The sequence below is a fragment of the Acinetobacter sp. GG2 genome, from assembly GCF_000292385.1.
GTDB classification, from domain to species: domain Bacteria; phylum Pseudomonadota; class Gammaproteobacteria; order Pseudomonadales; family Moraxellaceae; genus Acinetobacter; species Acinetobacter seifertii.
In genome coordinates this window covers 153,932-175,935 of sequence record NZ_ALOW01000039.1, presented here as the reverse complement: position 1 = coordinate 175,935, position 22,004 = coordinate 153,932, and the positions used below count along the sequence as shown (strand labels likewise).

The window sequence follows — 22,004 nt, the reverse complement described above, 5'->3', positions numbered from 1 at the left end:
TAATGCATACAGCTTCTTTTTTTCTGTTTTAGCTAAAGCCAAAGAAATTGTTCAAGGATAATTATGCTAGCACTAGAGCCTCAACATATTCATATGAATCAACATGCTGTTGATAAAACACATGCATTAAAGTGTCTAGTAGATATATTAGAAAATGATGGGTTAGTTACACCTGAATATATAACAGGACTCATCAATCGTGAACAACAAAGCGCGACTTACTTAGGCCAAGGTATTGCTATTCCCCACGGTACTCCCCAATCACGTGAATATATTTTAAAAACAGGTATTCGCTTAGCCCATTTTCCGGAAGGTGTAATTTGGGATGGAGAAAATAAAATCTATTTAGCTGTCGTTATTGCAGCAAAATCTGATGAACATTTGCAAGTTTTGCAAATTCTTACTCGCGCATTAATGCATGATGTGAGTGAACAAGTAAAAAATGCTTCTAAACCTGAACAAATTATTGAATTACTACAAGCTCAGCCTCTATCTTTAGCACTTCATGAAAATCTCATTCAAACTGAAATTGATGCGCAAGATATCGAAGACTTATTTTGGACAGCTTCTCAGACACTAAAAAAACATAATTTTGTAAAATGTGGTTTCTTAAGTTCACTCAATCCAGAACAAGCCATCCAATTACAAGATCAAATTTGGTCTATTGCTAGCAATCAATTTGTTCAACAACCTGCTATTAGTATTACTAAACCATCAAACATTTTAGAATTAAATGGGAAAAAGCTAAATACATTAGTTTGTATAGCAGCGAATGATCAGCTCGATAATGCAAGATTTAATCGTTTAATTGATATTTTATTCAACCCAGAACAAGTTGCAGAGTTAGATAAAACCCAAACTCCAAACGAAATTGCCAAAATTATTGGGGCTGATGTTATTCCAGACTGGCCTCAACGTTCAGTGGTATTAGCAAATGCACATGGCTTACATGCTCGACCAGCTACGCACTTAGTCAATTTGACCAAAACTTTTCAAGGTGACATCCAAGTTGCTGTAGATGATGGCAACTTTGTTTCCGCTAAAAGTTTAACTCGTCTTTTAGCCTTAGGTTGTAAACGCGGTCAAACTCTACGTTTTATTGCAGAACCAGAAACCGATGCAGTAGATGCCTTAGATAAAGTGATTTTTGCAGTAGAGCAAGGCTTAGGCGAAGAAGTCGAAGCAATAGCAACAACCAGTCAAGTATCCGAACAGGTTTCTTTACAACCATCTTCATCAAGCGCAAAAACACTAGGAAACAACAACATAGGAATCGCGGCATCGAGCGGTTTGGCTTTTGGACCAGTACATGTGATTAAACCAAAGGTTTATCAATATGAACGTATGGGTTTAAGCGTAAAAGCTGAAAAAGAAAATTTAGATATTGCATTACATGCCGTAAAAAACAATATCCATCAAGTTATTGCCAAATCCGATGTTTCTGAAATTAAGCAAATCTTTCAAGCTCATTTAGAAATGCTTGATGACCCTGATTTGATTAATGGTGTCTATCAAAAAATTAACCACAATCTATCAGCGCCAGCTGCCTGGCATGAGCACATTGAGGCTGCGGCTAAAGCGCAGGAAGCATTACCAGATCGTTTACTCGCTGAACGCGCAACAGACTTACGTGATATTGGTGACCGTGTTTTAACACAACTATGTGGTGAAGTGGTTATTGAAGAGCCTAAAGAGCCGTATATTTTAATTATGCATGATGTTGGGCCAAGCGATGTGGCCCGTCTTAACAAAGACCGCGTTGCAGGTATTTTAACTGCTATAGGTGGTGCAAGTGCTCATAGTGCAATTGTGGCACGTGCTTTAGGCATTCCAGCTATTGTTGGTGCTGGTGAACAAGTCTTGGAAATTGATCAGAAAAGTACCCTACTCATTAATGGTGACACAGGAACTTTTGTTTTAAATCCAGATACAGTTCAAATCGAACAAGCCAAGCAAGAGCGTGAGCAACAGCGTCAAATTCGTGAAGAAGCCGAACGTCATAGCCAAGAACCTGCTATTACTTTAGATCAACACCAAATCGAAATTGCTGCCAATTTAGGTAAAGTTCAAGCAACAGCACAAGCAGTAGAATGTGGTGCAGAAGCGATTGGATTACTTCGTACAGAGCTGGTTTTCATGTCTCATAGCAGTGCACCGAGTGAAACTGTTCAAGAAGCTGACTACCGAGTGGTATTAGATGCACTTGCTGGCCGCCCACTTGTTGTACGAACATTAGACGTAGGTGGTGACAAACCTTTACCTTACCTACCAATTGCTGACGAAGAAAACCCATTCTTAGGGTTACGGGGAATTCGTTTAACTTTAAGACGCCCTGAGCTTTTAAGACAGCAATTAACTGCTTTATTAAAAGCATCGGATAATCGTCCATTACGAATTATGTTCCCTATGATTGGGCGCGTTGAAGAATGGCGTGCTGCGAAAGCGATTCTTGATGAAGTAAGGGCTCAACATCCATGTGACAATTTACAAGTTGGCATTATGATTGAAGTTCCTTCTGCTGCTTTGCTTGCACCAATTCTTGCACAAGAAGTCGATTTTTTCAGTATAGGTACAAATGACCTGACTCAATATACTTTAGCGATTGACCGAGGCCACCCAATACTCTCAGCTGAAGCAGATGGTTTACACCCAAGTATTCTGAACTTGATTGATCAAACTGTTAAAGCTGCCCACAAACACGGCAAATGGGTCGGAATCTGTGGTGAGCTTGCAGCAGATCCGAAAGCTGTACCTATTCTTATGGGATTAGGCGTGGACGAACTGAGTATGTCACCAAATAGCATTCCACTAGTAAAAGCTCAAATTCGTACGCTGAGCTATAGTCATGCTCAAAAACTTGCGCAACAAGCTTTACTGTGTGATAGCGCCCCTGCTGTACGCCAGCTCTCTGAACAAGACTTATAAAATTGGGAATAGTAATGGCTAAAATTTTAACAGTTACTTTAAACCCTGCAATTGATGTAACCATCCAACTAAATGAGTTACAGGTAGGTGAAGTGAACCGACAAGAGTCGGTAGAAATTCATGCGGCTGGTAAGGGCCTTAATGTTGCACAAGTATTAAAAGACTTAGGTCACGATGTAATCGTAACTGGTTTTTTAGGCGAGCATAATCGACAAATTTTCGATACACATTTTACCCAAGCTCAATTTCAACCCGAATTCATTTATATTAATGGCGAAACACGCCAAAATATAAAAATTGCTGAGCATTCTGGGCGGATGACCGATTTAAACGGCAAAGGTTTCTTTGTTTCTGAAACAGACAAACAAAGCCTATTTAATAAGATTGAAGGTCTTTTACCCCAAGTTGAAGTGGTTGCAATAGCTGGTAGCCTACCACAAGGTTTTAGTATTGATGAGTTACAACAACTTATTCAACTAATCAAAAAACAGAATAAAAAAGTTGCATTAGATACCAGCGGTAAAGCTTTGGTTGCCGCAATTGCATGTCAACCTTGGATGATCAAGCCTAATACCGATGAGCTCGTAGAAAGTTATCAACGTCCTGCAACAAGCTATGCTGAACAAAGAAAACTTTTTGACAGCTTAACAAATATTGAGCATGTGGTTATTTCAATGGGTGAAGGTGGCGTAAATTGGCTGCATGCCTCACACCCCCTACATGCTCAAGCACCAAAAGTTATTGTAAAAAGTACAGTCGGTGCTGGTGACTCTCTCTTAGCAGGTATGATTCACGGACTTGTAAACCAACTTTCTCCTGAAGAAACTTTAAAAACTGCGACAGCAATTGCAAGCCATGCTGTAACACAAATTGGTTTTCGAATTCCTAATCCAGAAGTTCTAGACCAATTAAAAGCACAAACTACTATCAATTCATTGAGTGAATCTGATGCAAACTGCTAAACATTTATTATTTGTCACGAATAGTCCGCAACAGCAAGTCAATGCTTTGATTTTAGCTCGTAAACTTGCTTTAGTCGCAACACAACATGGCTATAAACACAGTGTTATTTCACTCGATGAATTTGAATCAAGTGATGACTTTAATCATGTGATTATTATTGGGCAAGAGCCTAAAAACTTAAATATTTTTGGTCAAAGCGATTTAGCTTTAGTATCTATTGAAGATATTAAAGAAGATGCAGATAAAGCACTGTTAACTGCACTTGAACACTCGAAACCAGCGAATGAATGGGATCAAAAACCTAAGCAGGCTTCAAATGCAGCAACTCACTTTGTTGCAATTACTGCTTGCCCAACTGGAGTTGCCCATACATTTATGGCGGCCGAAGCGTTACAGCAAGGTGCAGAGAGACTTGGATATCAAATCGATGTAGAAACTCAAGGTTCTGTAGGTGCGAAGAATATTTTATCAGCACAAGCGATTGCGGACGCCGATATTGTTATTCTTGCCACTGACATTGAAGTCAACACAGACCGTTTTGTAGGTAAACGTGTTTATCGATGCAGTACTGGTTTTGCATTAAAACAAACCGACAAGGCCTTTGCCGAAGCTATTGCAAATGCACAAGTTTTAGAACAAGGTAAACAACAAGCTAAAACGGAAAATAAAGAGAAAACTGAAAAAGTTGGAGTATATAAACACTTATTAACTGGTGTTTCTTATATGCTACCTATGGTTGTTGCAGGCGGTCTGTTAATTGCACTTTCTTTATGTTTTGGCCTGAATGCAGCAGAACAAGCTGGTAGCCTACCAGCTATATTAAAACAGATTGGTGCAGCAGCATTTATGCTGATGGTACCGATGCTATCAGGTTACATTGCATATTCCATAGCAGACCGTCCTGGTCTTGCCCCTGGTTTAATTGGTGGATTATTAGCTGCACAGCTACAAGCGGGCTTTTTAGGAGGCATTGTTTCTGGCTTCCTTGCTGGTTATATCGCATTATTTATTGCTAAAAAACTTAAACTACCAACTAGCTTAGAGTCTCTTAAACCTATTTTAATTATTCCATTATTAGGAACGTTATTTGTTGGTCTCATTATGTTCTATGTGGTTGGTCAACCTGTAGCACATATTTTTGAGTTAATGAAAGATTTCCTCAATAACATGGGCACCACAAATGCCATATTAATGGGAATTATTCTGGCAAGTATGATGTGTATTGATTTAGGTGGCCCAATTAACAAAGCAGCTTATGCTTTTACGGTTGGTTTACTTACAACCAATACCTATATGCCAATGGCAGCCACTATGGCAGGTGGTATGGTTCCTGCAATAGGTATGGCAATTGCAACCTTCCTCGCTAGAAATAAATTTAGTACAGGCGAGAAAGATGCTGGCAAAGCTGCTTTCGTGCTTGGCTTATGCTTTATTTCAGAAGGTGCAATCCCATTTGCAGCAAAAGACCCAATGCGTGTTATTCCAACTTGTATTTTAGGTGGCGCAGTAACTGGAGCACTGGTTGCTTTATTTCACTGTGAACTCGTTACCCCACACGGCGGTGTATTTGTACTTCTAATTCCAAATGCAATTAATCATGCTTGGTTATATCTAGCAGCAATTGCAGCTGGAAGCATCGTAACAGGTGTAAGTTATGCCATCCTAAAAAGGAACCAAGAAGAAAAACTATTAACAAACTCATAAGTTAATAAAAAGGGAGAATATTAATTCTCCCTTTTTATTACTAGCTAATTTTTAATGTTGAATTTGAACTGCTCGCGCCATAATTTCTTCTGGAAGATCTTGGGCTAATACCACTGCAAGAGTTGGTTTTTGGTTAGACTCTTCTTTCAAGTTTTGAGCTTCTAAAACTGCATTTACGTCTTTAGGAGCTAGCCTAAACATTGCGCCAGTAAATGGGTCGACAATTAAAATTCCAATTAAGCCACCAAAAAGAATGTTACCTAAATACCACCCACTTAATGTTCCAGTCACTTCTACGGTTTTAGTTTGATAACCAGCTTTACTGAATGTTATTTCGTATTTTTCAGGCTTAAAGTATCCAGCTCCCTTTTTCAAACTAACCGTAACAGGTGTTTGACCAGTATGTATTTTCATACCTTTTCTGTTTTTTATCTCTATAGATGCTGATTCAGGCACACTCGTAAACGTAACGATCTGTGAAGGGCCAGTTATGATACTCGCACAGCCATTCAAACCGATAGTGAAAGCTAATATTGAACTGACTAATATTTTTTCATCATGAATACGCAAAAATTTTCATTGCTAATTTGAACGCGCACTATACCAAAAATAAACAAAAAAACAACAATGAAACAAAACTTAATTATCAAAAAATTAATCTAATATTCAAGTTAAAATAATTAATCAAAAAAGTTAAAACCTTTAAAATACAATAAAAATTAAATTACTTAATAATCAAATATTTATGAAGATATTTTTTTATTTAGTTAAGTTAGTGAATGAATAATGTTAAATATCTGGTAAATTTTTTAGCTGTAAATATAGAATAATTACTTGATTATATTAAATATTTCTTTATTAAATGCATTTATTTTTTATGATTATGACTTTGTAGACAAAAAATATTTAGAGAAATGTCACGTTCAAAACAATTTTTTTTTTCTAGGATTCTCTGGCAAAGAGATATCGTTCATTTTACGAACAAGCGAGCAGCCAAGTTCAAATCAACGGTAAGAAATAAGTTTTATCAGATTAGTAAAATTTATAGTTTGTCCTTGTTAAATCAAACAATATAAATTTTGCTCACGACCTAAAGTCCTGATATAACTTGCTTAGTGAAACTATATTTTTCAACTATTAAGATTAGTTTCATAAAATGCGATCCACCAAGGTATGGGGAAAAGTCAATGACAAAGAAGTATGCGCGTTTTTTACCTACAACAGAATCTTTCACTCTTGAAGATTTTCCATATTATTGGATTACTCAGGTCCATGCTCAATATGTTCAGAATATTGACAATGCCCTCAAAAAATATGGCCTAGATAATTCTCGTCGACGGATTATGCTTGCACTCAGTAGCAAACCACATGCTAGCGTTTCTGAGTTATCTGACATGATCATCTCAAAGATGTCGACTACAACCAAAATTGTTTATCGCTTAAAAGACGAAGGTTTAGTTGAAACATATTCTTGCCAAACTGATGGACGTATTACACGTGTATATCTTACTGAACGTGGCACTGAAATGATAAATAAAATTAATGACCTGACCAGCGTCGTACTTGAGCAATCTTTTGAAGGCATAACCCCTTTACAGTTAGAAAAAATGATGGAAAGCTTAAAAATGCTTTTAAAGAATCTATCTCGTTAATTACTTTCTATAACTTACTGAATTTTAAAGCCCTCTTATGAGGGCTTTTTTACATTTACTGACTATGACTCGAAACTTAAATTTCATAAAGTAGTCAATTAAACACTATGCGTGTTGACTTGTTCTTTCAACTCCAGTAGAAACTCTTTTCTATTATCTACATCGTAATTTTTGGAAAAATGGCTAAAAGAAAATATAAAAGTGATAAGTTTCAGGTACGTCGTATTAACCGTCAATGGTGGGTACTTGAGAAAGATTTAGAAACTAATTGTTATAATAAGCATGAACAGGTAGCTACAAAAACTTTAGCTAACAATTATGCTGATGACTATATAGAGCAGTATTATATGAACCTTTATATTCAACAACAATTGAAAAAACCAGAAACCGTATAAAAAGCCATCACGGCTTTTTTTATATAATTTAAAAGTTAATAAACAGTAAGATAATAAAAATTATGGCATAAAAAAAACCTACATCTTGGGGAAAATGTAGGCTATAAAATGCACAAAAAGGATGTATATATCCTTTTCGACAGAATGAATTTTACTATAATATAAGGCCTTATTTTATATTACTTTTGTAAACTTAATAGTATTTATTGTATTTGTGCTTAATAATTTAAATTAATTTTTTATATAAATTTTTCTAAGTAAAATAGTGAATTTAAACTAACTTGTGCCTTAAAAAATATTTTATCTCATTTATATATCTCCATAATCTCTTCTTTTTTCTAATATATAAACAACTGTTTATAACAATTTTTTTACAAAAATAAGCATAATTTTTTAAAGTTAAAACTCTATTTTTAGCAACCTAAATAGAATTAAAAATTAATAAATAACATACGCATACATGAGTAATTACAATTATATTTTAGAAAAATATTTATTTAAGCTCAAAAAAAACACCAAATGTCCAGTTTTTATAGCTTTTGTGCTGACGACACAACTATTACAATACAGTTTATAAATAGTTTAATTCTTCAGCAATTTTTAGGCATGTTATGACTTCAATGTCGAACACTACCCAAAAGCATTTTATTGTTGAGCAGATTCCTCTACCGACATGGGTTAGTGATGAAAAAGGCTTAATTTTATATTGCAATACGGAGTGTACAAAATACTGGCACGATACTTCTCCCCCATTATCTCAACAATGGCTAGATTTCGTGTACCCTGCCGATTTAGAAGAAGTTAAAAACAAATGGTTAGATGCTATAAGACTCCAATCAAGAATTGAATTTAAATGTCGTCTTTTACATAAAAGCCATCACTATCGATGGTGTAAGCTTTCAATTCAATTGTCAAAATATCATGAATCTTTGCCTGAAAATGAATGGTTTATTAGTTTTTTAGATATTGATCAAGACATTCAAGAACAACAAAACTTACGTAAAGATATTGATATACAAAATCAAATGCTTGATATCAGTGTCGATTGTATTAAAGTTTTAAATACAGATGGCACAGTCTCTCATATGAATAAATCAGGATGCGTTGCTCTAGGCGTGCCTGAAAATGAAAAAAAATTTGGAATGCCATGGTTAGACCTTTTACCACCTCATATACGTAAACGTGGAAGAGTTGCTTTAAAAAAAGCCTTGCAAGGTAAAGTAGCTCGATTCGCTGGCATGAGTTCTTTACCCAATCAGGATCCTGAACATTGGGACAATATACTTACCCCAATTCAACATACAAACGGCGAAATTATTCAAATATTGTGTGTTTCTCGGAACGTTACTCAGCAATATCTTACTGAGAATCGTCTTAGAGACATTAGTGAGCGAGATGAACTTACCGGATTATTTAATAGACGTTCATTTAAACTACAACTAAAACGTACATTAACTTACTCAAGAGAAACTCAAACCAGCGTAGGGTTACTTTTAATTGATTTAGATCATTTCAAGCACATTAATGACACTATAGGTCATAGTGCTGGTGATCACTTGCTAAAAATTCTATCGAAACGTTTTAATCAGTGCGTAGATCATGAAAGATGTATTGTTGCTAGATTAGGTGGAGACGAATTTGCGGTCATTATTAGTCATTTAAAAGATGAAGATGATATTCAAGGTATCGCTGAAGTATTACTCCAACAACTCAATCACCCTATTACATATGCTGGCAATGTGCTCAACGGCGGAATGAGTATCGGCTGTGCCATTTACCCGCAAGATGCTGTTGATCAGTCGAGTTTATTAAGCTGTGCAGATATGGCATTACATGACTTAAAAGCTCGAGGTCGTGGTGGTATACGTATGTATAACCCCAGTATGATGCAATTAACCGAAGCAATCGCATCTCAGCTTAACATTGCTAGGCAGCTTATTCGTCACCATACCATCCAACCTTACTATCAACCTAAAGTTGATTTAAAAACTCATGCTGTCCTAGGATTTGAAGCATTATTACGTTGGCACACAACATCAGCTCAAACAGGTTTGCCTTCACAAATTGCTGAAGCTTTTAAAGACTATGATTTAGCCAGTAAGATCGGTGAAATTATGCAGCATCAAGTTTTGCATGATATGGCTAAATGGATAAAATTAGGTTTTCAGCCACTTCCTGTATCTCTAAATGCCGCACCAGTTGAATTTTTAAGAGACAATTACGCTGAACGCCTATTAAAAAAGATTTATCAGTTTGAAGTTCCTACGCATTTAATTGAAATAGAAGTTACTGAGCATATGCTTGGTGATCGTGGTTCTGAATATGTTATTCGTGCACTCAATAAACTAAAGCAACATGGGGTACGCATTGCATTAGATGATTTCGGAACAGGATCTTCTTCTCTAACGCATATACGAGACTATCCAATTGATTGCCTAAAAGTCGATTGTAGCTTTATACAAAAGATGCAACATGACCCATCAATTTATGCAATCGTCCAAGCAATTGGCTTACTTGCACCTAATCTTTCCCTCAGGCTAATAGCAGAAGGTATTGAAACACCAGAACAACAAGAGTTACTGCTCCAGTTCGGATATAACATTGGACAAGGTTTCTTATTTGAACAAGCTATTGATGCAAATCAGGTTATATCTATTCTAAAACAAGGTCAGGCTTATATAGAAAGCCACTATTCTATGAATTAGTCTGAATATTCAAAAGAAGTCGCTCGCTTTACACACTAAAAACACACAATAAAAACCATAAAATTGGCGATAATATAATCATAACGATAACTAATTTTTAGTTCTTCAACAATAAATATTGTCACAAGGCAATAAGGAGCAATATATGAGTTATCACCATATTTTAGTTCCAGTCGATGGTTCTCCTACTTCACTTATTGCGGTTAATCATGCTGCAAGTCTTGCAAAAGCATTTAACAGTAAAGTCACTTTAGTATATGCGCTCACTATTGATCCTTTTATTTCAGTTGAAATCATCGATAGTACAGAAATCGCGCAAGATTACTTTAATAAAGCGAGAGCTTCGATTCAGGGCATTTTAGATCAAGCTAAAGAGCAATTTAGTCAACACGGAATCTCTGTTGAAACAAAGATTGTTGAAGGTCAAACAATTCACACAGAAATTATCAAAGCAGCAACTGAGCTAAAAGCTGATTTATTAGTGATTGGTTCTCATGGGCGAAAAGGTTTTAAAAAGTTCTTCTTAGGAAGTGTGACTCAAGCACTGTTAGGAGAAATCCATGTACCAGTATTAGTCGTAACTGAATAAATAAATCTAAACTTGTATAAAAAACCCAGCTATAGAGCTGGGTTTTTTACATAAACTACTTTCCGTTATACGTAAATTTAATAAGAGAACCAGGATTCTCTAAAGTATGCGTTACAGAACCATCGTCTTTTTGCACATTCCCCGCTGTATCGGTCAGTACATATAAAACATTGCCCTCTGGACTTGCAATCACGTCACGATAGCGGTTATTGCTTTTAAACATCGGGATAGCATCATCCAAAGTCGCACTATATGTCGGATCTAGCTTAATACGGAAAATTACCCCACGTTTTAAAGATGGTACCAATAATGTATTTTCCCATCCCGGAATCGCTTTTTTGCCTCCCGTATATACATATGCCGATGACGGTGCAACCGTTGGCCAGCAGACATAAGTCATATCACCACAAGTTGGATCATTGTAGTTATAGGTATCTTGTACGGTATATAACGTTTTTAAAGGTGCTACAAAGTTTTTCCCAGTCCATTCAGACTCTTTAGTCACTGGAACGCCTTCGGCTACTTTTACTCCATTTTGACCCAAATCTTTAATTTGTGATTTATTAGTCGCAGCCGAATAGTTGGCATAGGCATAGCCACTATCGTCTTTATAACCAGCTACATTTGGCCAACCATAGTTCCCACCTTTTAAAATGAGATTAATTTCATCATCAGAATTTGGGCCTTGCTCAGACTGTAAAAGCTTTCCGTTTGGAGCAAATGCCAAACCTTGTGGATTACGATGCCCTAAAGTATAGATATGACTAACTACCCCATTAAAGCTTGGGTTATCTTTAGGAATACTTCCATCCAGATTTAAGCGTAATACCTTGCCCATATAGGTATGGTAGTCTTTGCTATTCAGCTCTTGCTGAGTTGGGGTATGCTGCGCCTGATTTGGTAAAAACAAATAAGCCAACTGGTTACGACCTTGGTCACCAATTGTATAGTATATTTTTTGATCTGGACCAATAACAAGACGGCCAGACTGATGGTCTTTCGATGATGGTAAGCCTGCAATCAAATCGACAGGTTTTTCAAATGTATCTGTTATTTTATTATAGGTATACCTACGGATAATCGTTTGGTTTGGTAGTTCTTTATCTGTAGATTTTGGATTTTTAAAAGTACCCGAAATATAGATATAAGGGTTATATTTAAAATCAGGATGAAAGGCAAAGCCTAATAAACCATTTTGTCCATCTGCATCATTCACAATTTCAGGAACCTGAAACACTGTTTTTGCACTACCAGACTCAGGATTGACTCTTATAATCTTTCCCGTTGCTCGTTCAGTTAACCAAATCTGATTGTCTGGCCCCCATAACAAAGCATGCGGTTTATTTAAGTTAGACAAAATAACTTTTTTATCAAAATTTTCTGTTTTTGCTTTAGCAAATTGTGCAGGGGTAAGAGGAATATCAGCAAATGCTGTATTGAATGCAAATATCTGGGCAGCACCCATTAAAGCAATTTTAGTCAATAAATGTTTATTCATATGTCCACCTTATAAATTTTCAAAATTTACGAGAATTTTTAAACTTTTAGCAAAAGTTTGGTACATGCTCTCTATATGATTTGTATTATGATGAATAGCACATTTATTAAAATCCAAATTTATGAAAGGCTCTGTTGCATAAAAGTAGCTATTAAAAAGAGCTCAACATCTTTATAAACTTCTTTTAAGTTAAACAACTTAAATTTATTCTTATCTCTTTTATTAATTTTTAGATCTTATGCTATTCCTCAAACACTTTTAAATGCTTCAAACTCAATATCCATGATTCTTACGCCACCTTAAGTTTACATCCTCTTATTTCTTGTAAATAACTCATCACTGTTTAGTGATGTCGTGTAGTTACGTGTGAAGGGATTGCTATATTGCTTCAGGTTTTGGGTGGTATGGCCGGTTGTGCCATGATTGGTCAATCAATGATTAATGTAAAACCGGGTGGCCGCACACGTTTATCTACTTTCTGCTGTGGAGTTCACTAACACAATTTCAAAACAATCCTAAAAGCAGTAATGTTGTTATGATTGCTACAGTTATCGTGGTAGTTGCCACTCATAACTTAGCGTTAGGCGTATTGACGGGCGTATTACTTTCAGCACTTTTCTTAGCAAATAAACTTGAAAATGATATTCGTATAGAAACCTCCTTAGAAGGTGAAGCTCGTCTGTATAAGTTAAGTGGTCAAATATTTTTTAGTTCATCTGAAAAACTTATGCAAAGCTTTAACTTTAAAGAAGATATTAAAGAAGCCATTATTGACCTTACCCATTCTCATATTTGGGATGTGACTTCAGTTGCTATGCTAGATTCTGTAGTAAATAAATTTCAAAAGAACAATATTAAAGTAACTGTTCGCGGTCTAAATGAAGACAGCTCAATCATGATAGATAAATATGGTACTCATGCAAAAATTTAAAGAAGGTCCTTCGGGACCTTTCTTTTTACGTTTGAGGAGCAATTATATAAAAATATAAAAGCATACTTATTAAAACAATAAGCATAACAGTCAAATAAGTACCAACTGTATTAAAACTTTTTAGAAACTTCAAAATATCCATAAAATCATAGAAAAAACCAAACTTTTAAAAATTATTTAAAAATTCAATCAAATTATCAACCATAAGAATTTTACAATTTATTCAACTACAAATTTTTCGTATCAGAAATGTATAAATATATTAATTATTGATTTAGTTCTTAATAAAAAATACCCCCATATTAAAAAATATGAGGGTATTAAAAAAATAAATAACTTTACAGACGCAGTATATGCTTGAACTACTATAATCGCTTAAAGATGTATTTTCAATACCTCTTTGATAAATTTAGTGACTTATTACTATAAATATGAACAAATTTGATGCTTTTATGTACTAAAATATCTTTCAATAGCAAAGTTTAAAAATAAAAAAGTCCGCATCTTGGGAAGCTACGGACTATAAAACTCATCTAAGCAACAGCTAAACAATTTGTCGCGTAGAGAGAAAACACTATCTTTTTAATCTAATCGAGATATTAGTTTAGGTCAACTCTAAAGCATATATATCAATAAAAAAGTTAATTAAATGTGACAAAGTTTACAGTTCAAACCACACATAATAAACAATGAATATATATTATTAAAAGTTAAATAAATATATATAATCTAACTTTAGGTTGAAGTAATTGATTTACCATATAAGGTCTAACAATCATTTAAACTCGTCTATACACTTAAGTTAACAATTGAGATGGTAGCACTCCCTTTTATAAAACAAGGATAAGTTTTTGATTTTTAAAATCTATAATTTATCTAATTTAATTCCCAAAGTTTTCTATTTCGCATTTTCGATTTTATTTAAATATATACTTAAAGTAATAATCTAAAATAGAATAATGATTAACTTCTGAAATAATATCTAATGACATAAGATTCTGATTTTGTTTGCACTTATGATCAAAATAGTTTTGGCTTTGCCATTTCAACTCACTTAGCTCCAACTCTCCACACAAAAGCGTACAAGGAATATCAACATTCTCTTCCCGATGAATAGGGCTATATTTTAAAATATCGTCTTGTGATAACTTTAATGCATGGTTTAAATGAGTCGCTTGTATAGGTGCTAAATCATATATTCCACTTAATAAAGCCACCTCAGATAACAAAGGGTGGCTTAAACATAATGCTCCGAGATGCGCCCCTGCTGAATGGCCCACTAATAAAACCTCATCCGTTTTCCAATTCTGCTGTGCAATAAAATCTAGGGCTTTTTGAGTCTGAGCCACAATTTGCGAAATATGGCTTTGAGGAGCCAAGTCATATTCTACAAGTACACACTGCGCTCCTTTTGCCAAAATATACGGTGCTATAAAGGCAAAGTCCGATTTATCACACCACTGCCAATATCCTCCATGTATAAAAATCACGGTTTTATTGGCATGTTCTAAAGGGAAAAAATCCATCGTTGATCGGTTCTGTGAACCATACTTAATATCTTTTACGTGATGATAGGCCTGATAACTTAGCAAGCTTCTATATTGAAAGCTTGCTAATATTTCACCTTCATTTGCTACCGTTGTAGCATTGTCATATTGTCTCATATCGCGATTACTTCAATGTCTCTTCAGTAGACTTAAGACTTACTTTTAAGGTTGAACGTTTTAAGTAGAAGCAAAATATCAGAACAAGCACCAAAGGTACGCCAAACTGTAAAGTAGACTTAAACTCATTGGTAAACCAAGTAGTTACTGTAATACTCAAAATCGCAATAAAACCAAATAGTGAGATGAATCGACTAGCAGGAATTTTAAATTTCAGCTCGATGCTTTGCTGAGCCATATGCTTTCTAAAAAACATATGTGTTACAAAGATGCTGCCCCACGTGAACAATGCACCAAACATCGATAGCGCAATCATGATTGGAAACGCAGAAGCCGGATTAATCGTATAAACAATACTAGCAATACCAATCCCCACCGCTGATAACAACAGTGCATTTACCGGTACACCGTTGCTACTGATTCGGCCAAAAACTTTTGGTGCATCACCTGCACGGGATAAGCTAAACAACATACGAGTTGAAATATAAAGCATGCTATTCATTGCAGATAAGGCAGCTACAATTACAATAAAATTTAAAATGCTATCGGCATATGGAATACCAACAATCCTCATGACCATAACAAAAGGACTTGTTGCATCCGCTCCAATCAAAACCGTCCATGGCACCAAAGTAACGATGAGAAATAAGGACAATAAATAGAATAAAATGAGTCGGAGTGCTGTGCTTTTAAATGCCTTTTTTACTGCTTTTTCAGGGTCTTTTGCTTCACCAGCTGCGACGGCGATCATTTCTATACTTAAATAACTAAATATTGAAATAATGACACCAATCCATACCCCACTAAAGCCATTGGGGAAAAAGCCTCCATGCCCTGACAAATTAGTCACAACTTGCTTCATTCCCTGATTGCTTTGAGTCAAGATACCAATAGCCAAAAGAATAAACACGATAATGGCAAAAACTTTGATTGTGGAAAACCAGTACTCAACTAGTCCGAAGGCTTTAACACTATAGGCATTTACAACAAGTAAAGTTAGTGAAAAAAAACCAATCCAGACCCAAGAGCCTACATTGGGGAACCAAAGCTTCATATAGTCAGCTACAGCGGTAATCTCGGTACCTACAGCCAGTACAATACAAGCCCAATAACAGTAGCGAACTAAAAAGCCAGCAAGTGGACTCATATAATGTTCTGCATACGCCCCAAATGAGCCAGAAGTAGGATGCTGAACCGTCATTTCAGCCAAGCAAGCCATAAGTGCAAATGCAATTAAACCACCAATCGCATAGCTGACAATGACTGCAGGACCTGCAAAGCTAATTGCAAATTTGCTTCCCATAAACAATCCGGTTCCAATTGCTCCACCAATGGCAATCATACCCATCTGTTTTGCAGATAACTTTTTATTCAGCCCAGCTTCTCTATTTTGTATTTCATCAAAACTACTCATAAGCCCTCCTAGCCATTTGTTTTATTTTGATTCCTTAAAATCAGGTCACTTCACCGCGAACTAAATAGCGCTTGTTTTTCCATTCACTATTCAACATAGTTTCTTTTAAGTGCTGTACTGCATTCCAAATATCTTCAAATCCTAAGTACAAAGGTGTAACACCAAATCTCAACACCGCAGGTTCCCTATAATCACCAATCACACCACGTGCAATAAGCGCTTGAATAATTTCATAACCGAATTCATGGCGATAACTAACGTGACTACCACGATATTTATGTTCTAAAGGCGTAATTAACTCAAAACCAAATTCAGAGCATTCTTGCTGTACCAGTTGAATGAATAAATCAGTTAATTTCAGAGATTTCTCACGGATTTTTTGCATATCGGCATGTAGGAAAATATCTACGCCGCATTCAATAAGACTCATAGAGATAATGGGCTGTGTTCCACATAAATAGCGACGAATGCTATTAGCAGGCTCATAATGCTGTGCCATATCAAATGGTTTCTTGTGACTCCACCAGCCAGATAAAGGTTGCCAAAACTGATCACGGTGCTTTTCATTGACCCACAACATTGCTGGAGAACCAGGACCACCATTTAAATATTTGTAGGTACAACCAATCGCAAAATCACTGCCGCTTTGGTTTAGGTCCATTGGAACAGCACCAACGGAGTGACATAAATCCCAAATCACCAAAGCTTCTTTAGAGTGAATCTGCTCATTAATAGATGGCATATCGTAGAAATACCCAGTACGGTAATTCACGTGAGAAAGTACCACTACAGCAACATCTTTCTCTAACGCTCGAGCTAAGTCTTCTACGCCATCAATCAATTCAACTTGATAGCCCTTTTGAATTAAATCAATGAAACCTTCAATAATATAAATATCTGTTGGAAAAGCATCTTTCTCCGCAACGATGATTTTACGTTCAGGATTTTTTTCAGCCTGAATTTTTACCGCTGCTGATAAAACTTTAAATAAGTTCAGTGTAGTTGAATCTGAAATAACAACTTCACCTTGTTCCGCACCAATCAGTTTAGCGACTTTGTCACCCAATCTTGTTGGTAATCCCCACCAATCAGCCTTATTCCAGCTATTGATCAAATCTTCTCCCCATTCTTGGGAAATAATGTGCTGGGCGACAGCCAAAGATTTCTTTGGTCTAGCACCTAAAGAGTTACCATCTAAATAAATGACTCCTTCTGGCAATGCAAATTCATCTTTAAATTTTTTGAGCTCATCTTCCTGATCCCAATATAGACACTGTTCACGAGTAATCATTTGGTATTGCACCTATTTCAACATTTCCTTTGTATTTGAATTTTATCACGCCAATTCTTGCGATTTATTCGATAATATTTGATAAAAAATGACTAATTTCGTATAAAATTCTAATTAAAATTAAAAAATATGGATGGAATTCGAAAATGAATGTCGATGCAATCGATCTAAAAATTTTGAAATATTTACAAGATAATGCCCGCTTAAGTAACCAAGAACTTGCTGATCTAGTCAATCTCTCAGCATCTGCTTGTCACCGACGTGTCAAGATTTTAGAAACCAACGGGATCATTGAAAAATATCAAGCAAAAGTTAACTACGAAAAATTAGGTATAAAAATTGAGGCCATAGTTGAAATTAAACTTGCTCAACTCACTGAAAATGATCACCAGTTTTTTTTAAGCCAGATCAAGAATTTTGATGAAGTTATTAATGCTTATATCATTACAGGCGAATCTAATTATGTCCTGCATGTCGCCACTAAAGATCTAGATTCTTTTTCTCACTTTGTTATTAATACACTCAATAAAATTAAAGGAGTGGTAAGCATTAATTCTAAGATTATCTTACAGAAAATTATACAAAAGCCACTGTAGACTATATGGTTAAATTAAAATTATATTTAAAGAGCTTTTACTATGATCGAAACCGAACGTTTAATCTTAAGACAATGGAAAGAAACTGATGCCGCCCCCTTTATCGAAATGGGATTGGATAAAGATGTTATGCGTTTTTTTCCAAAGCTTTTATCTGCTACTGAAAGTATAAATTTAATTCAAAGAGCATCGGCCCTTATTGATGAAAAAGATTGGGGATTTTGGGCTGTAGAATTAAAAGAAAGCCACGACTTTATTGGTTTTATTGGCCTACACGACCAACCAGAACAATTTGATTTTTCCCCTTGCATTGAAATTGGCTGGAGGATTGCTACAAAATACTGGAAAAAAGGTTATGCCACAGAAGGAGCAAAAGCAGCATTAGACTATGCCTTTAATGTGCTTAATAAAGATAAAGTGGTTTCTTTTACAGCAACAGTGAATAAGCCTTCTCAAGCTGTAATGGAAAGACTAGGAATGCGTAAAGTTAAACACTTCAATCATCCCAAGCTTCCAGATGGGCACGCACTTCAAGAACACGTTCTTTATGAAATATACAATCCATAATTTGAGTTATGAGTATATGAAATAGTGATATGATCAAAGATTACTAATAAATTTAAACCAGAGCTATTCATCAAAGTCATAACCTACCGAAGTTGAATGCTCCCAATACTCATTAATTTTATCTGCAATAGCTTCTTTGTCCATTGTAGTTAAAACATAGAAAAGTTTTGCCTCTTTGTTTTTTCTCAAAATTAATAAATTGTAATAGTCATATTCAGGACCATTTAGCCCTAGTGATGGTTCTTGACAGTGCTTTTCAGCCTTGTAATGCCATTCAAGTTTATAAGTATCAATGCCATTTGCAGCATTGATAACTATGCCATCATTGGCTCCTCCAATAAATCCAATTTTCATTGCCTACTCTAAATTATTATTCGGATAATTTTTAATATAACTTTAAACCTGCACAGTTCAATTTATAAAATGTTTGCCAATACGTGCACTATGTAAATCAAAATAGTGCGATTACTACTTTTATAGACATAAGAGTACTGTTGGTAGATTCCATCATTTAAAGTTAGATTTATTATTTTGAATATATTGATCAGAATTGCGATAACTCAATTTTCATTAGACTCTCCATCTAAAAATAACAATCAAGTCCTTGGCAGCATTTGAGTATATCACTTTTAACAATCATTATTAATCAGCCTCGATAGACCTCTAAATGATGAAATAATAACAAATCAATCCGTTTTTATAGGCTTTAATGCTTATAATCTTAGCCTAACTTTCTTCCTTGTCTATTCAAATTGGAGTCCTTAAAACATGGCTAAAATAGTGCTTTTCGATATGGACGGAACTTTGTTAGATTTGGCTTTTGACGACTTTATCTGGAACCAATGTCTACCTGTACGGCATTCTCAGACGCATCAACTCTCACTAGTAGAAAGCCAAGAAATATTGACCCAGTTTTATCTTAGTAATAAGCACACTCTTTCATGGTACTCCTCAAATTATTGGACGAAAACTACTGGAGTAGATGTTTTAAATCTTCAGAAAGAATTTCAACACAAAATTAAAACACGATCAGGATGTATGGAGCTACTTAATGCTCTAAAAGAACAAGGTTATCAATGTTGGTTAGTGACCAATGCAGACTGCGCAAGTTTACAATTAAAACTTGATAACATCCCTATTCAAGATTTTTTTGATGTGATTGTATCTAGTGAACAAATGGGTTATGCGAAGGAAGATCTTCAGTTTTGGCAAGAGTTACAAAGTTTGCATTATTTTGAACCAGAAACCACTATTTTTTTAGACGATACTCTTCAAGTTTTAAAAACTGCAGAAAAATTTGGTATAAGACACTTGTTTACTATATTACAGCCCTCAACTCTTAAGAGTAAAAGACAGCCACAAGATTTAGAGTATAAAGCTCTAGATCAGCTTACAGAGCTACTGTCTGTTTTGAATCAAACTGATAGAAAGGATAATGATGTCAAAATTGCATGAAAACGATGCTGTAGACACAATGCGTGTCGACAAATGGTTATGGGCAGCACGTTTTTTTAAGACTCGTTCTATTGCTAAAGCTGCAATTGAAGGTGGTAAAGTACATCACAATAATGAGCGTGTAAAAGTTTCTAAAGAAATTCGTGTTGGAATGGAACTTGTTGTTCAACAAGGTTTCGAAAAAAAGACAGTTGTTGTCAAAGCACTTTCCAACACCCGAGGACCAGCTCCAGTTGCACAGCAACTTTATGAAGAAACTGAAGTAAGTATTGCGAGACGGGAGTTGATTGCTTCCCAACGAAAATTGCATAATCTAGCTCGACCTGACCATAGACCAAGTAAGAAAGATCGGCGACAAATCAATCGGTTTAAACAGGATAACGATCAACATTATGAAGACCATTGGTCTTATGATGATGAATAGAAACGTCGAGTTATGTCGCACTCACATCTATAAGATATAGAAGCTAAAGAAAAAATCTGTCACTATTAGCCCTGTGAAACAAGTTGAGATTCAATGCATCCACTTGGGTTAAACGTGATGAACATAGAGTATTGAGGTTTTTGAGATGGATGAGAATAAAAGCAAAGCATTACAAGCCGCTTTGAGTCAAATTGAAAAGCAATTTGGCAAAAATACGGTTATGCGTCTCGGTGATAACACTGTTCAAGCAGTTGAAGCCGTATCTACAGGTTCTTTAACTTTAGACATCGCATTGGGGATTGGTGGTTTACCAAAAGGCCGTATTATCGAAATTTATGGTCCTGAATCTTCTGGTAAAACCACAATGACATTGCAAGCAATCGCCCAATGTCAAAAGTCTGGTGGTACATGTGCCTTCATCGATGCCGAACATGCCCTAGATCCTCAATATGCACGTAAACTTGGTGTTGATATTGACAACCTACTTGTTTCACAACCTGATAATGGTGAACAAGCACTTGAAATCGCCGATATGCTTGTCCGTTCAGGCGCAATTGATTTAATCGTTGTGGACTCGGTAGCTGCCCTTACACCTAAAGCAGAGATCGAAGGTGAGATGGGTGATTCTCACATGGGTCTACAAGCTCGTCTTATGAGCCAAGCGCTTCGTAAAATTACGGGTAACGCTAAACGTTCAAACTGTATGGTTATCTTCATTAACCAAATTCGTATGAAAATTGGTGTTATGTTTGGTAGCCCAGAAACTACAACGGGTGGTAACGCTCTTAAGTTCTATGCGTCAGTTCGTTTAGATATTCGTCGTATCGGTCAAGTAAAAGAAGGCGACGAAATCGTTGGTTCAGAAACTAAAGTTAAAGTCGTTAAAAACAAAATGGCTCCTCCATTTAGAGAAGCTATTTTCCAAATCCTATACGGCAAAGGCACTAACCAACTTGGTGAACTTGTAGATTTGGCAGTTCAACAAGATATCGTTCAAAAAGCTGGTGCATGGTATTCATATCAAGGTAATAAAATTGGCCAAGGTAAGAATAACGTGATTCGTTATTTTGAAGAAAATAAGCAAATCGCTGAAGAGATTGAACGCAATATTCGAGAGCAATTGCTGACCACAGGTACAAATGGCGCAGTACAAGTTGAAGATGACGAAGAAGAGCCAGATCTATTATTAGAATCTTAATTATAGATGAGTCATAAAACGCCCTTCGGGGCG

General features: G+C 35.6%; 19 protein-coding genes and 1 pseudogene. 13 read left to right on the top strand and 7 right to left on the bottom strand.

What is annotated here, in order from left to right; all coding sequences use genetic code 11:
- The first annotated feature begins 63 nt into the window (after positions 1–63).
- The 3 genes from ptsP to B554_RS0115400 are packed head-to-tail and all read left to right on the top strand — an operon-like array spanning position 64 to position 5,592.
- Positions 64–2,925, top strand: coding sequence for a phosphoenolpyruvate--protein phosphotransferase (gene ptsP, locus B554_RS0115410; RefSeq protein ID WP_019458754.1), 2,862 nt, complete (start codon positions 64–66; stop codon positions 2,923–2,925).
- Positions 2,926–2,939: 14 nt separating this feature from the next.
- Positions 2,940–3,887 carry a 1-phosphofructokinase gene (gene pfkB, locus B554_RS0115405; RefSeq protein ID WP_019458753.1) on the top strand — a complete coding sequence of 316 codons (948 nt, stop codon included), beginning with the start codon at positions 2,940–2,942 and terminating at the stop codon, positions 3,885–3,887.
- Positions 3,874–5,592 (top strand): fructose-specific PTS transporter subunit EIIC, encoded by a 1,719-nt coding sequence (locus tag B554_RS0115400; RefSeq protein ID WP_019458752.1) that lies wholly within the window; start codon positions 3,874–3,876, stop codon positions 5,590–5,592. Before pfkB ends, B554_RS0115400 begins: the two co-directional genes overlap by 14 nt.
- Positions 5,593–5,643: 51 nt before the next feature.
- Here B554_RS0115400 and B554_RS0115395 read toward each other — a convergent pair whose 3' ends face one another.
- On the bottom strand, positions 5,644–6,162 hold the full coding sequence (locus B554_RS0115395) for a hypothetical protein (RefSeq protein ID WP_019458751.1): 519 nt from the start codon (positions 6,160–6,162) through the stop codon (positions 5,644–5,646).
- Positions 6,163–6,779: 617 nt separating this feature from the next.
- Here B554_RS0115395 and B554_RS0115390 point away from each other — a divergent pair.
- From B554_RS0115390 to B554_RS0115375, 4 genes are all read left to right on the top strand, one after another.
- Positions 6,780–7,244 (top strand): MarR family winged helix-turn-helix transcriptional regulator, encoded by a 465-nt coding sequence (locus B554_RS0115390; protein ID WP_002050629.1) that lies wholly within the window; start codon positions 6,780–6,782, stop codon positions 7,242–7,244.
- 179 nt (positions 7,245–7,423) lie between these two features.
- Positions 7,424–7,639 (top strand): hypothetical protein, encoded by a 216-nt coding sequence (locus B554_RS0115385; protein ID WP_004701241.1) that lies wholly within the window; start codon positions 7,424–7,426, stop codon positions 7,637–7,639.
- A gap of 611 nt (positions 7,640–8,250) precedes the next feature.
- The gene (locus B554_RS0115380) at positions 8,251–10,344 is read left to right on the top strand and encodes an EAL domain-containing protein (protein WP_019458750.1); all 2,094 of its coding nucleotides are present in this window, start codon (positions 8,251–8,253) and stop codon (positions 10,342–10,344) included.
- A 145-nt stretch (positions 10,345–10,489) separates the two neighbouring features.
- Positions 10,490–10,933, top strand: coding sequence for a universal stress protein (locus tag B554_RS0115375; RefSeq protein ID WP_002050707.1), 444 nt, complete (start codon positions 10,490–10,492; stop codon positions 10,931–10,933).
- A 55-nt stretch (positions 10,934–10,988) separates the two neighbouring features.
- Here the strand turns inward: B554_RS0115375 and B554_RS0115370 are convergent, their stop codons facing one another.
- A complete protein-coding gene (locus tag B554_RS0115370; RefSeq protein ID WP_019458749.1) occupies positions 10,989–12,431 on the bottom strand; it encodes a glucose/sorbosone family PQQ-dependent dehydrogenase in 1,443 nt (480 codons plus the stop codon).
- Positions 12,432–12,799: 368 nt separating this feature from the next.
- Between B554_RS0115370 and B554_RS0115365 the strand changes: the two are divergent.
- Positions 12,800–13,362, top strand: a pseudogene (locus B554_RS0115365) (STAS domain-containing protein); the annotation flags it as partial.
- Between the two features lie 25 nt (positions 13,363–13,387).
- On the opposite strand, the gene B554_RS19190 reads toward B554_RS0115365, so the two are convergent.
- The 4 genes from B554_RS19190 to kynU all read right to left on the bottom strand — a co-directional run bounded on the left by B554_RS19190 (position 13,388) and on the right by kynU (position 17,731).
- Positions 13,388–13,504, bottom strand: a complete 117-nt coding sequence (locus B554_RS19190; RefSeq protein ID WP_081400414.1) for a hypothetical protein — start codon at positions 13,502–13,504, stop codon at positions 13,388–13,390.
- A gap of 775 nt (positions 13,505–14,279) precedes the next feature.
- The gene (locus tag B554_RS0115360) at positions 14,280–15,026 is read right to left on the bottom strand and encodes an alpha/beta hydrolase (RefSeq protein ID WP_019458747.1); all 747 of its coding nucleotides are present in this window, start codon (positions 15,024–15,026) and stop codon (positions 14,280–14,282) included.
- Between the two features lie 7 nt (positions 15,027–15,033).
- On the bottom strand, positions 15,034–16,440 hold the full coding sequence (locus tag B554_RS0115355) for an amino acid permease (protein ID WP_019458746.1): 1,407 nt from the start codon (positions 16,438–16,440) through the stop codon (positions 15,034–15,036).
- A gap of 40 nt (positions 16,441–16,480) precedes the next feature.
- Positions 16,481–17,731 (bottom strand): kynureninase, encoded by a 1,251-nt coding sequence (gene kynU, locus B554_RS0115350; protein WP_019458745.1) that lies wholly within the window; start codon positions 17,729–17,731, stop codon positions 16,481–16,483.
- A 146-nt stretch (positions 17,732–17,877) separates the two neighbouring features.
- On the opposite strand from kynU, the gene gigD reads away from it, so the two are divergent.
- Both gigD and B554_RS0115340 read left to right on the top strand, forming a co-directional pair.
- Positions 17,878–18,327 carry an Lrp/AsnC family transcriptional regulator GigD gene (gene gigD, locus B554_RS0115345; RefSeq protein ID WP_004701228.1) on the top strand — a complete coding sequence of 150 codons (450 nt, stop codon included), beginning with the start codon at positions 17,878–17,880 and terminating at the stop codon, positions 18,325–18,327.
- 42 nt (positions 18,328–18,369) lie between these two features.
- The gene (locus B554_RS0115340) at positions 18,370–18,894 is read left to right on the top strand and encodes a GNAT family N-acetyltransferase (RefSeq protein WP_019458744.1); all 525 of its coding nucleotides are present in this window, start codon (positions 18,370–18,372) and stop codon (positions 18,892–18,894) included.
- A 63-nt stretch (positions 18,895–18,957) separates the two neighbouring features.
- On the opposite strand, the gene B554_RS0115335 is transcribed toward B554_RS0115340, so the two are convergent.
- A complete protein-coding gene (locus tag B554_RS0115335) occupies positions 18,958–19,248 on the bottom strand; it encodes a hypothetical protein (protein ID WP_004701224.1) in 291 nt (96 codons plus the stop codon).
- A 414-nt stretch (positions 19,249–19,662) separates the two neighbouring features.
- On the opposite strand from B554_RS0115335, the gene B554_RS0115330 reads away from it, so the two are divergent.
- The 3 genes from B554_RS0115330 to recA all read left to right on the top strand — a co-directional run bounded on the left by B554_RS0115330 (position 19,663) and on the right by recA (position 21,971).
- Positions 19,663–20,349: an HAD-IA family hydrolase gene (locus tag B554_RS0115330; RefSeq protein WP_019458743.1), complete on the top strand. Its 687-nt coding sequence runs from the start codon at positions 19,663–19,665 to the stop codon at positions 20,347–20,349.
- Positions 20,333–20,773, top strand: a complete 441-nt coding sequence (locus B554_RS0115325) for an RNA-binding S4 domain-containing protein (protein WP_004701218.1) — start codon at positions 20,333–20,335, stop codon at positions 20,771–20,773. Before B554_RS0115330 ends, B554_RS0115325 begins: the two co-directional genes overlap by 17 nt.
- 145 nt (positions 20,774–20,918) lie before the next feature.
- Positions 20,919–21,971 (top strand): recombinase RecA, encoded by a 1,053-nt coding sequence (gene recA, locus B554_RS0115320; protein ID WP_004701217.1) that lies wholly within the window; start codon positions 20,919–20,921, stop codon positions 21,969–21,971.
- Positions 21,972–22,004 lie beyond the last annotated feature (33 nt).

What these genes read in the sequence shown, in the direction of transcription:
- B554_RS0115360 (WP_019458747.1), bottom strand. Translation starts at nt 15,026, where the DNA reads ATGAGACAATATGACAATGCTACAACGGTAGCAAATGAAGGTGAAATA.
- B554_RS0115370 (WP_019458749.1), bottom strand. Translation starts at nt 12,431, where the DNA reads ATGAATAAACATTTATTGACTAAAATTGCTTTAATGGGTGCTGCCCAG.
- B554_RS0115375 (WP_002050707.1), top strand. Translation starts at nt 10,490, where the DNA reads ATGAGTTATCACCATATTTTAGTTCCAGTCGATGGTTCTCCTACTTCA.
- B554_RS0115355 (WP_019458746.1), bottom strand. Translation starts at nt 16,440, where the DNA reads ATGAGTAGTTTTGATGAAATACAAAATAGAGAAGCTGGGCTGAATAAA.
- B554_RS0115325 (WP_004701218.1), top strand. Translation starts at nt 20,333, where the DNA reads ATGTCAAAATTGCATGAAAACGATGCTGTAGACACAATGCGTGTCGAC.
- B554_RS0115335 (WP_004701224.1), bottom strand. Translation starts at nt 19,248, where the DNA reads ATGAAAATTGGATTTATTGGAGGAGCCAATGATGGCATAGTTATCAAT.
- B554_RS19190 (WP_081400414.1), bottom strand. Translation starts at nt 13,504, where the DNA reads ATGGATATTTTGAAGTTTCTAAAAAGTTTTAATACAGTTGGTACTTAT.
- pfkB (WP_019458753.1), top strand. Translation starts at nt 2,940, where the DNA reads ATGGCTAAAATTTTAACAGTTACTTTAAACCCTGCAATTGATGTAACC.
- B554_RS0115380 (WP_019458750.1), top strand. Translation starts at nt 8,251, where the DNA reads ATGACTTCAATGTCGAACACTACCCAAAAGCATTTTATTGTTGAGCAG.
- B554_RS0115385 (WP_004701241.1), top strand. Translation starts at nt 7,424, where the DNA reads ATGGCTAAAAGAAAATATAAAAGTGATAAGTTTCAGGTACGTCGTATT.
- B554_RS0115390 (WP_002050629.1), top strand. Translation starts at nt 6,780, where the DNA reads ATGACAAAGAAGTATGCGCGTTTTTTACCTACAACAGAATCTTTCACT.
- gigD (WP_004701228.1), top strand. Translation starts at nt 17,878, where the DNA reads ATGAATGTCGATGCAATCGATCTAAAAATTTTGAAATATTTACAAGAT.
- B554_RS0115400 (WP_019458752.1), top strand. Translation starts at nt 3,874, where the DNA reads ATGCAAACTGCTAAACATTTATTATTTGTCACGAATAGTCCGCAACAG.
- B554_RS0115330 (WP_019458743.1), top strand. Translation starts at nt 19,663, where the DNA reads ATGGCTAAAATAGTGCTTTTCGATATGGACGGAACTTTGTTAGATTTG.
- ptsP (WP_019458754.1), top strand. Translation starts at nt 64, where the DNA reads ATGCTAGCACTAGAGCCTCAACATATTCATATGAATCAACATGCTGTT.
- recA (WP_004701217.1), top strand. Translation starts at nt 20,919, where the DNA reads ATGGATGAGAATAAAAGCAAAGCATTACAAGCCGCTTTGAGTCAAATT.
- kynU (WP_019458745.1), bottom strand. Translation starts at nt 17,731, where the DNA reads ATGATTACTCGTGAACAGTGTCTATATTGGGATCAGGAAGATGAGCTC.
- B554_RS0115340 (WP_019458744.1), top strand. Translation starts at nt 18,370, where the DNA reads ATGATCGAAACCGAACGTTTAATCTTAAGACAATGGAAAGAAACTGAT.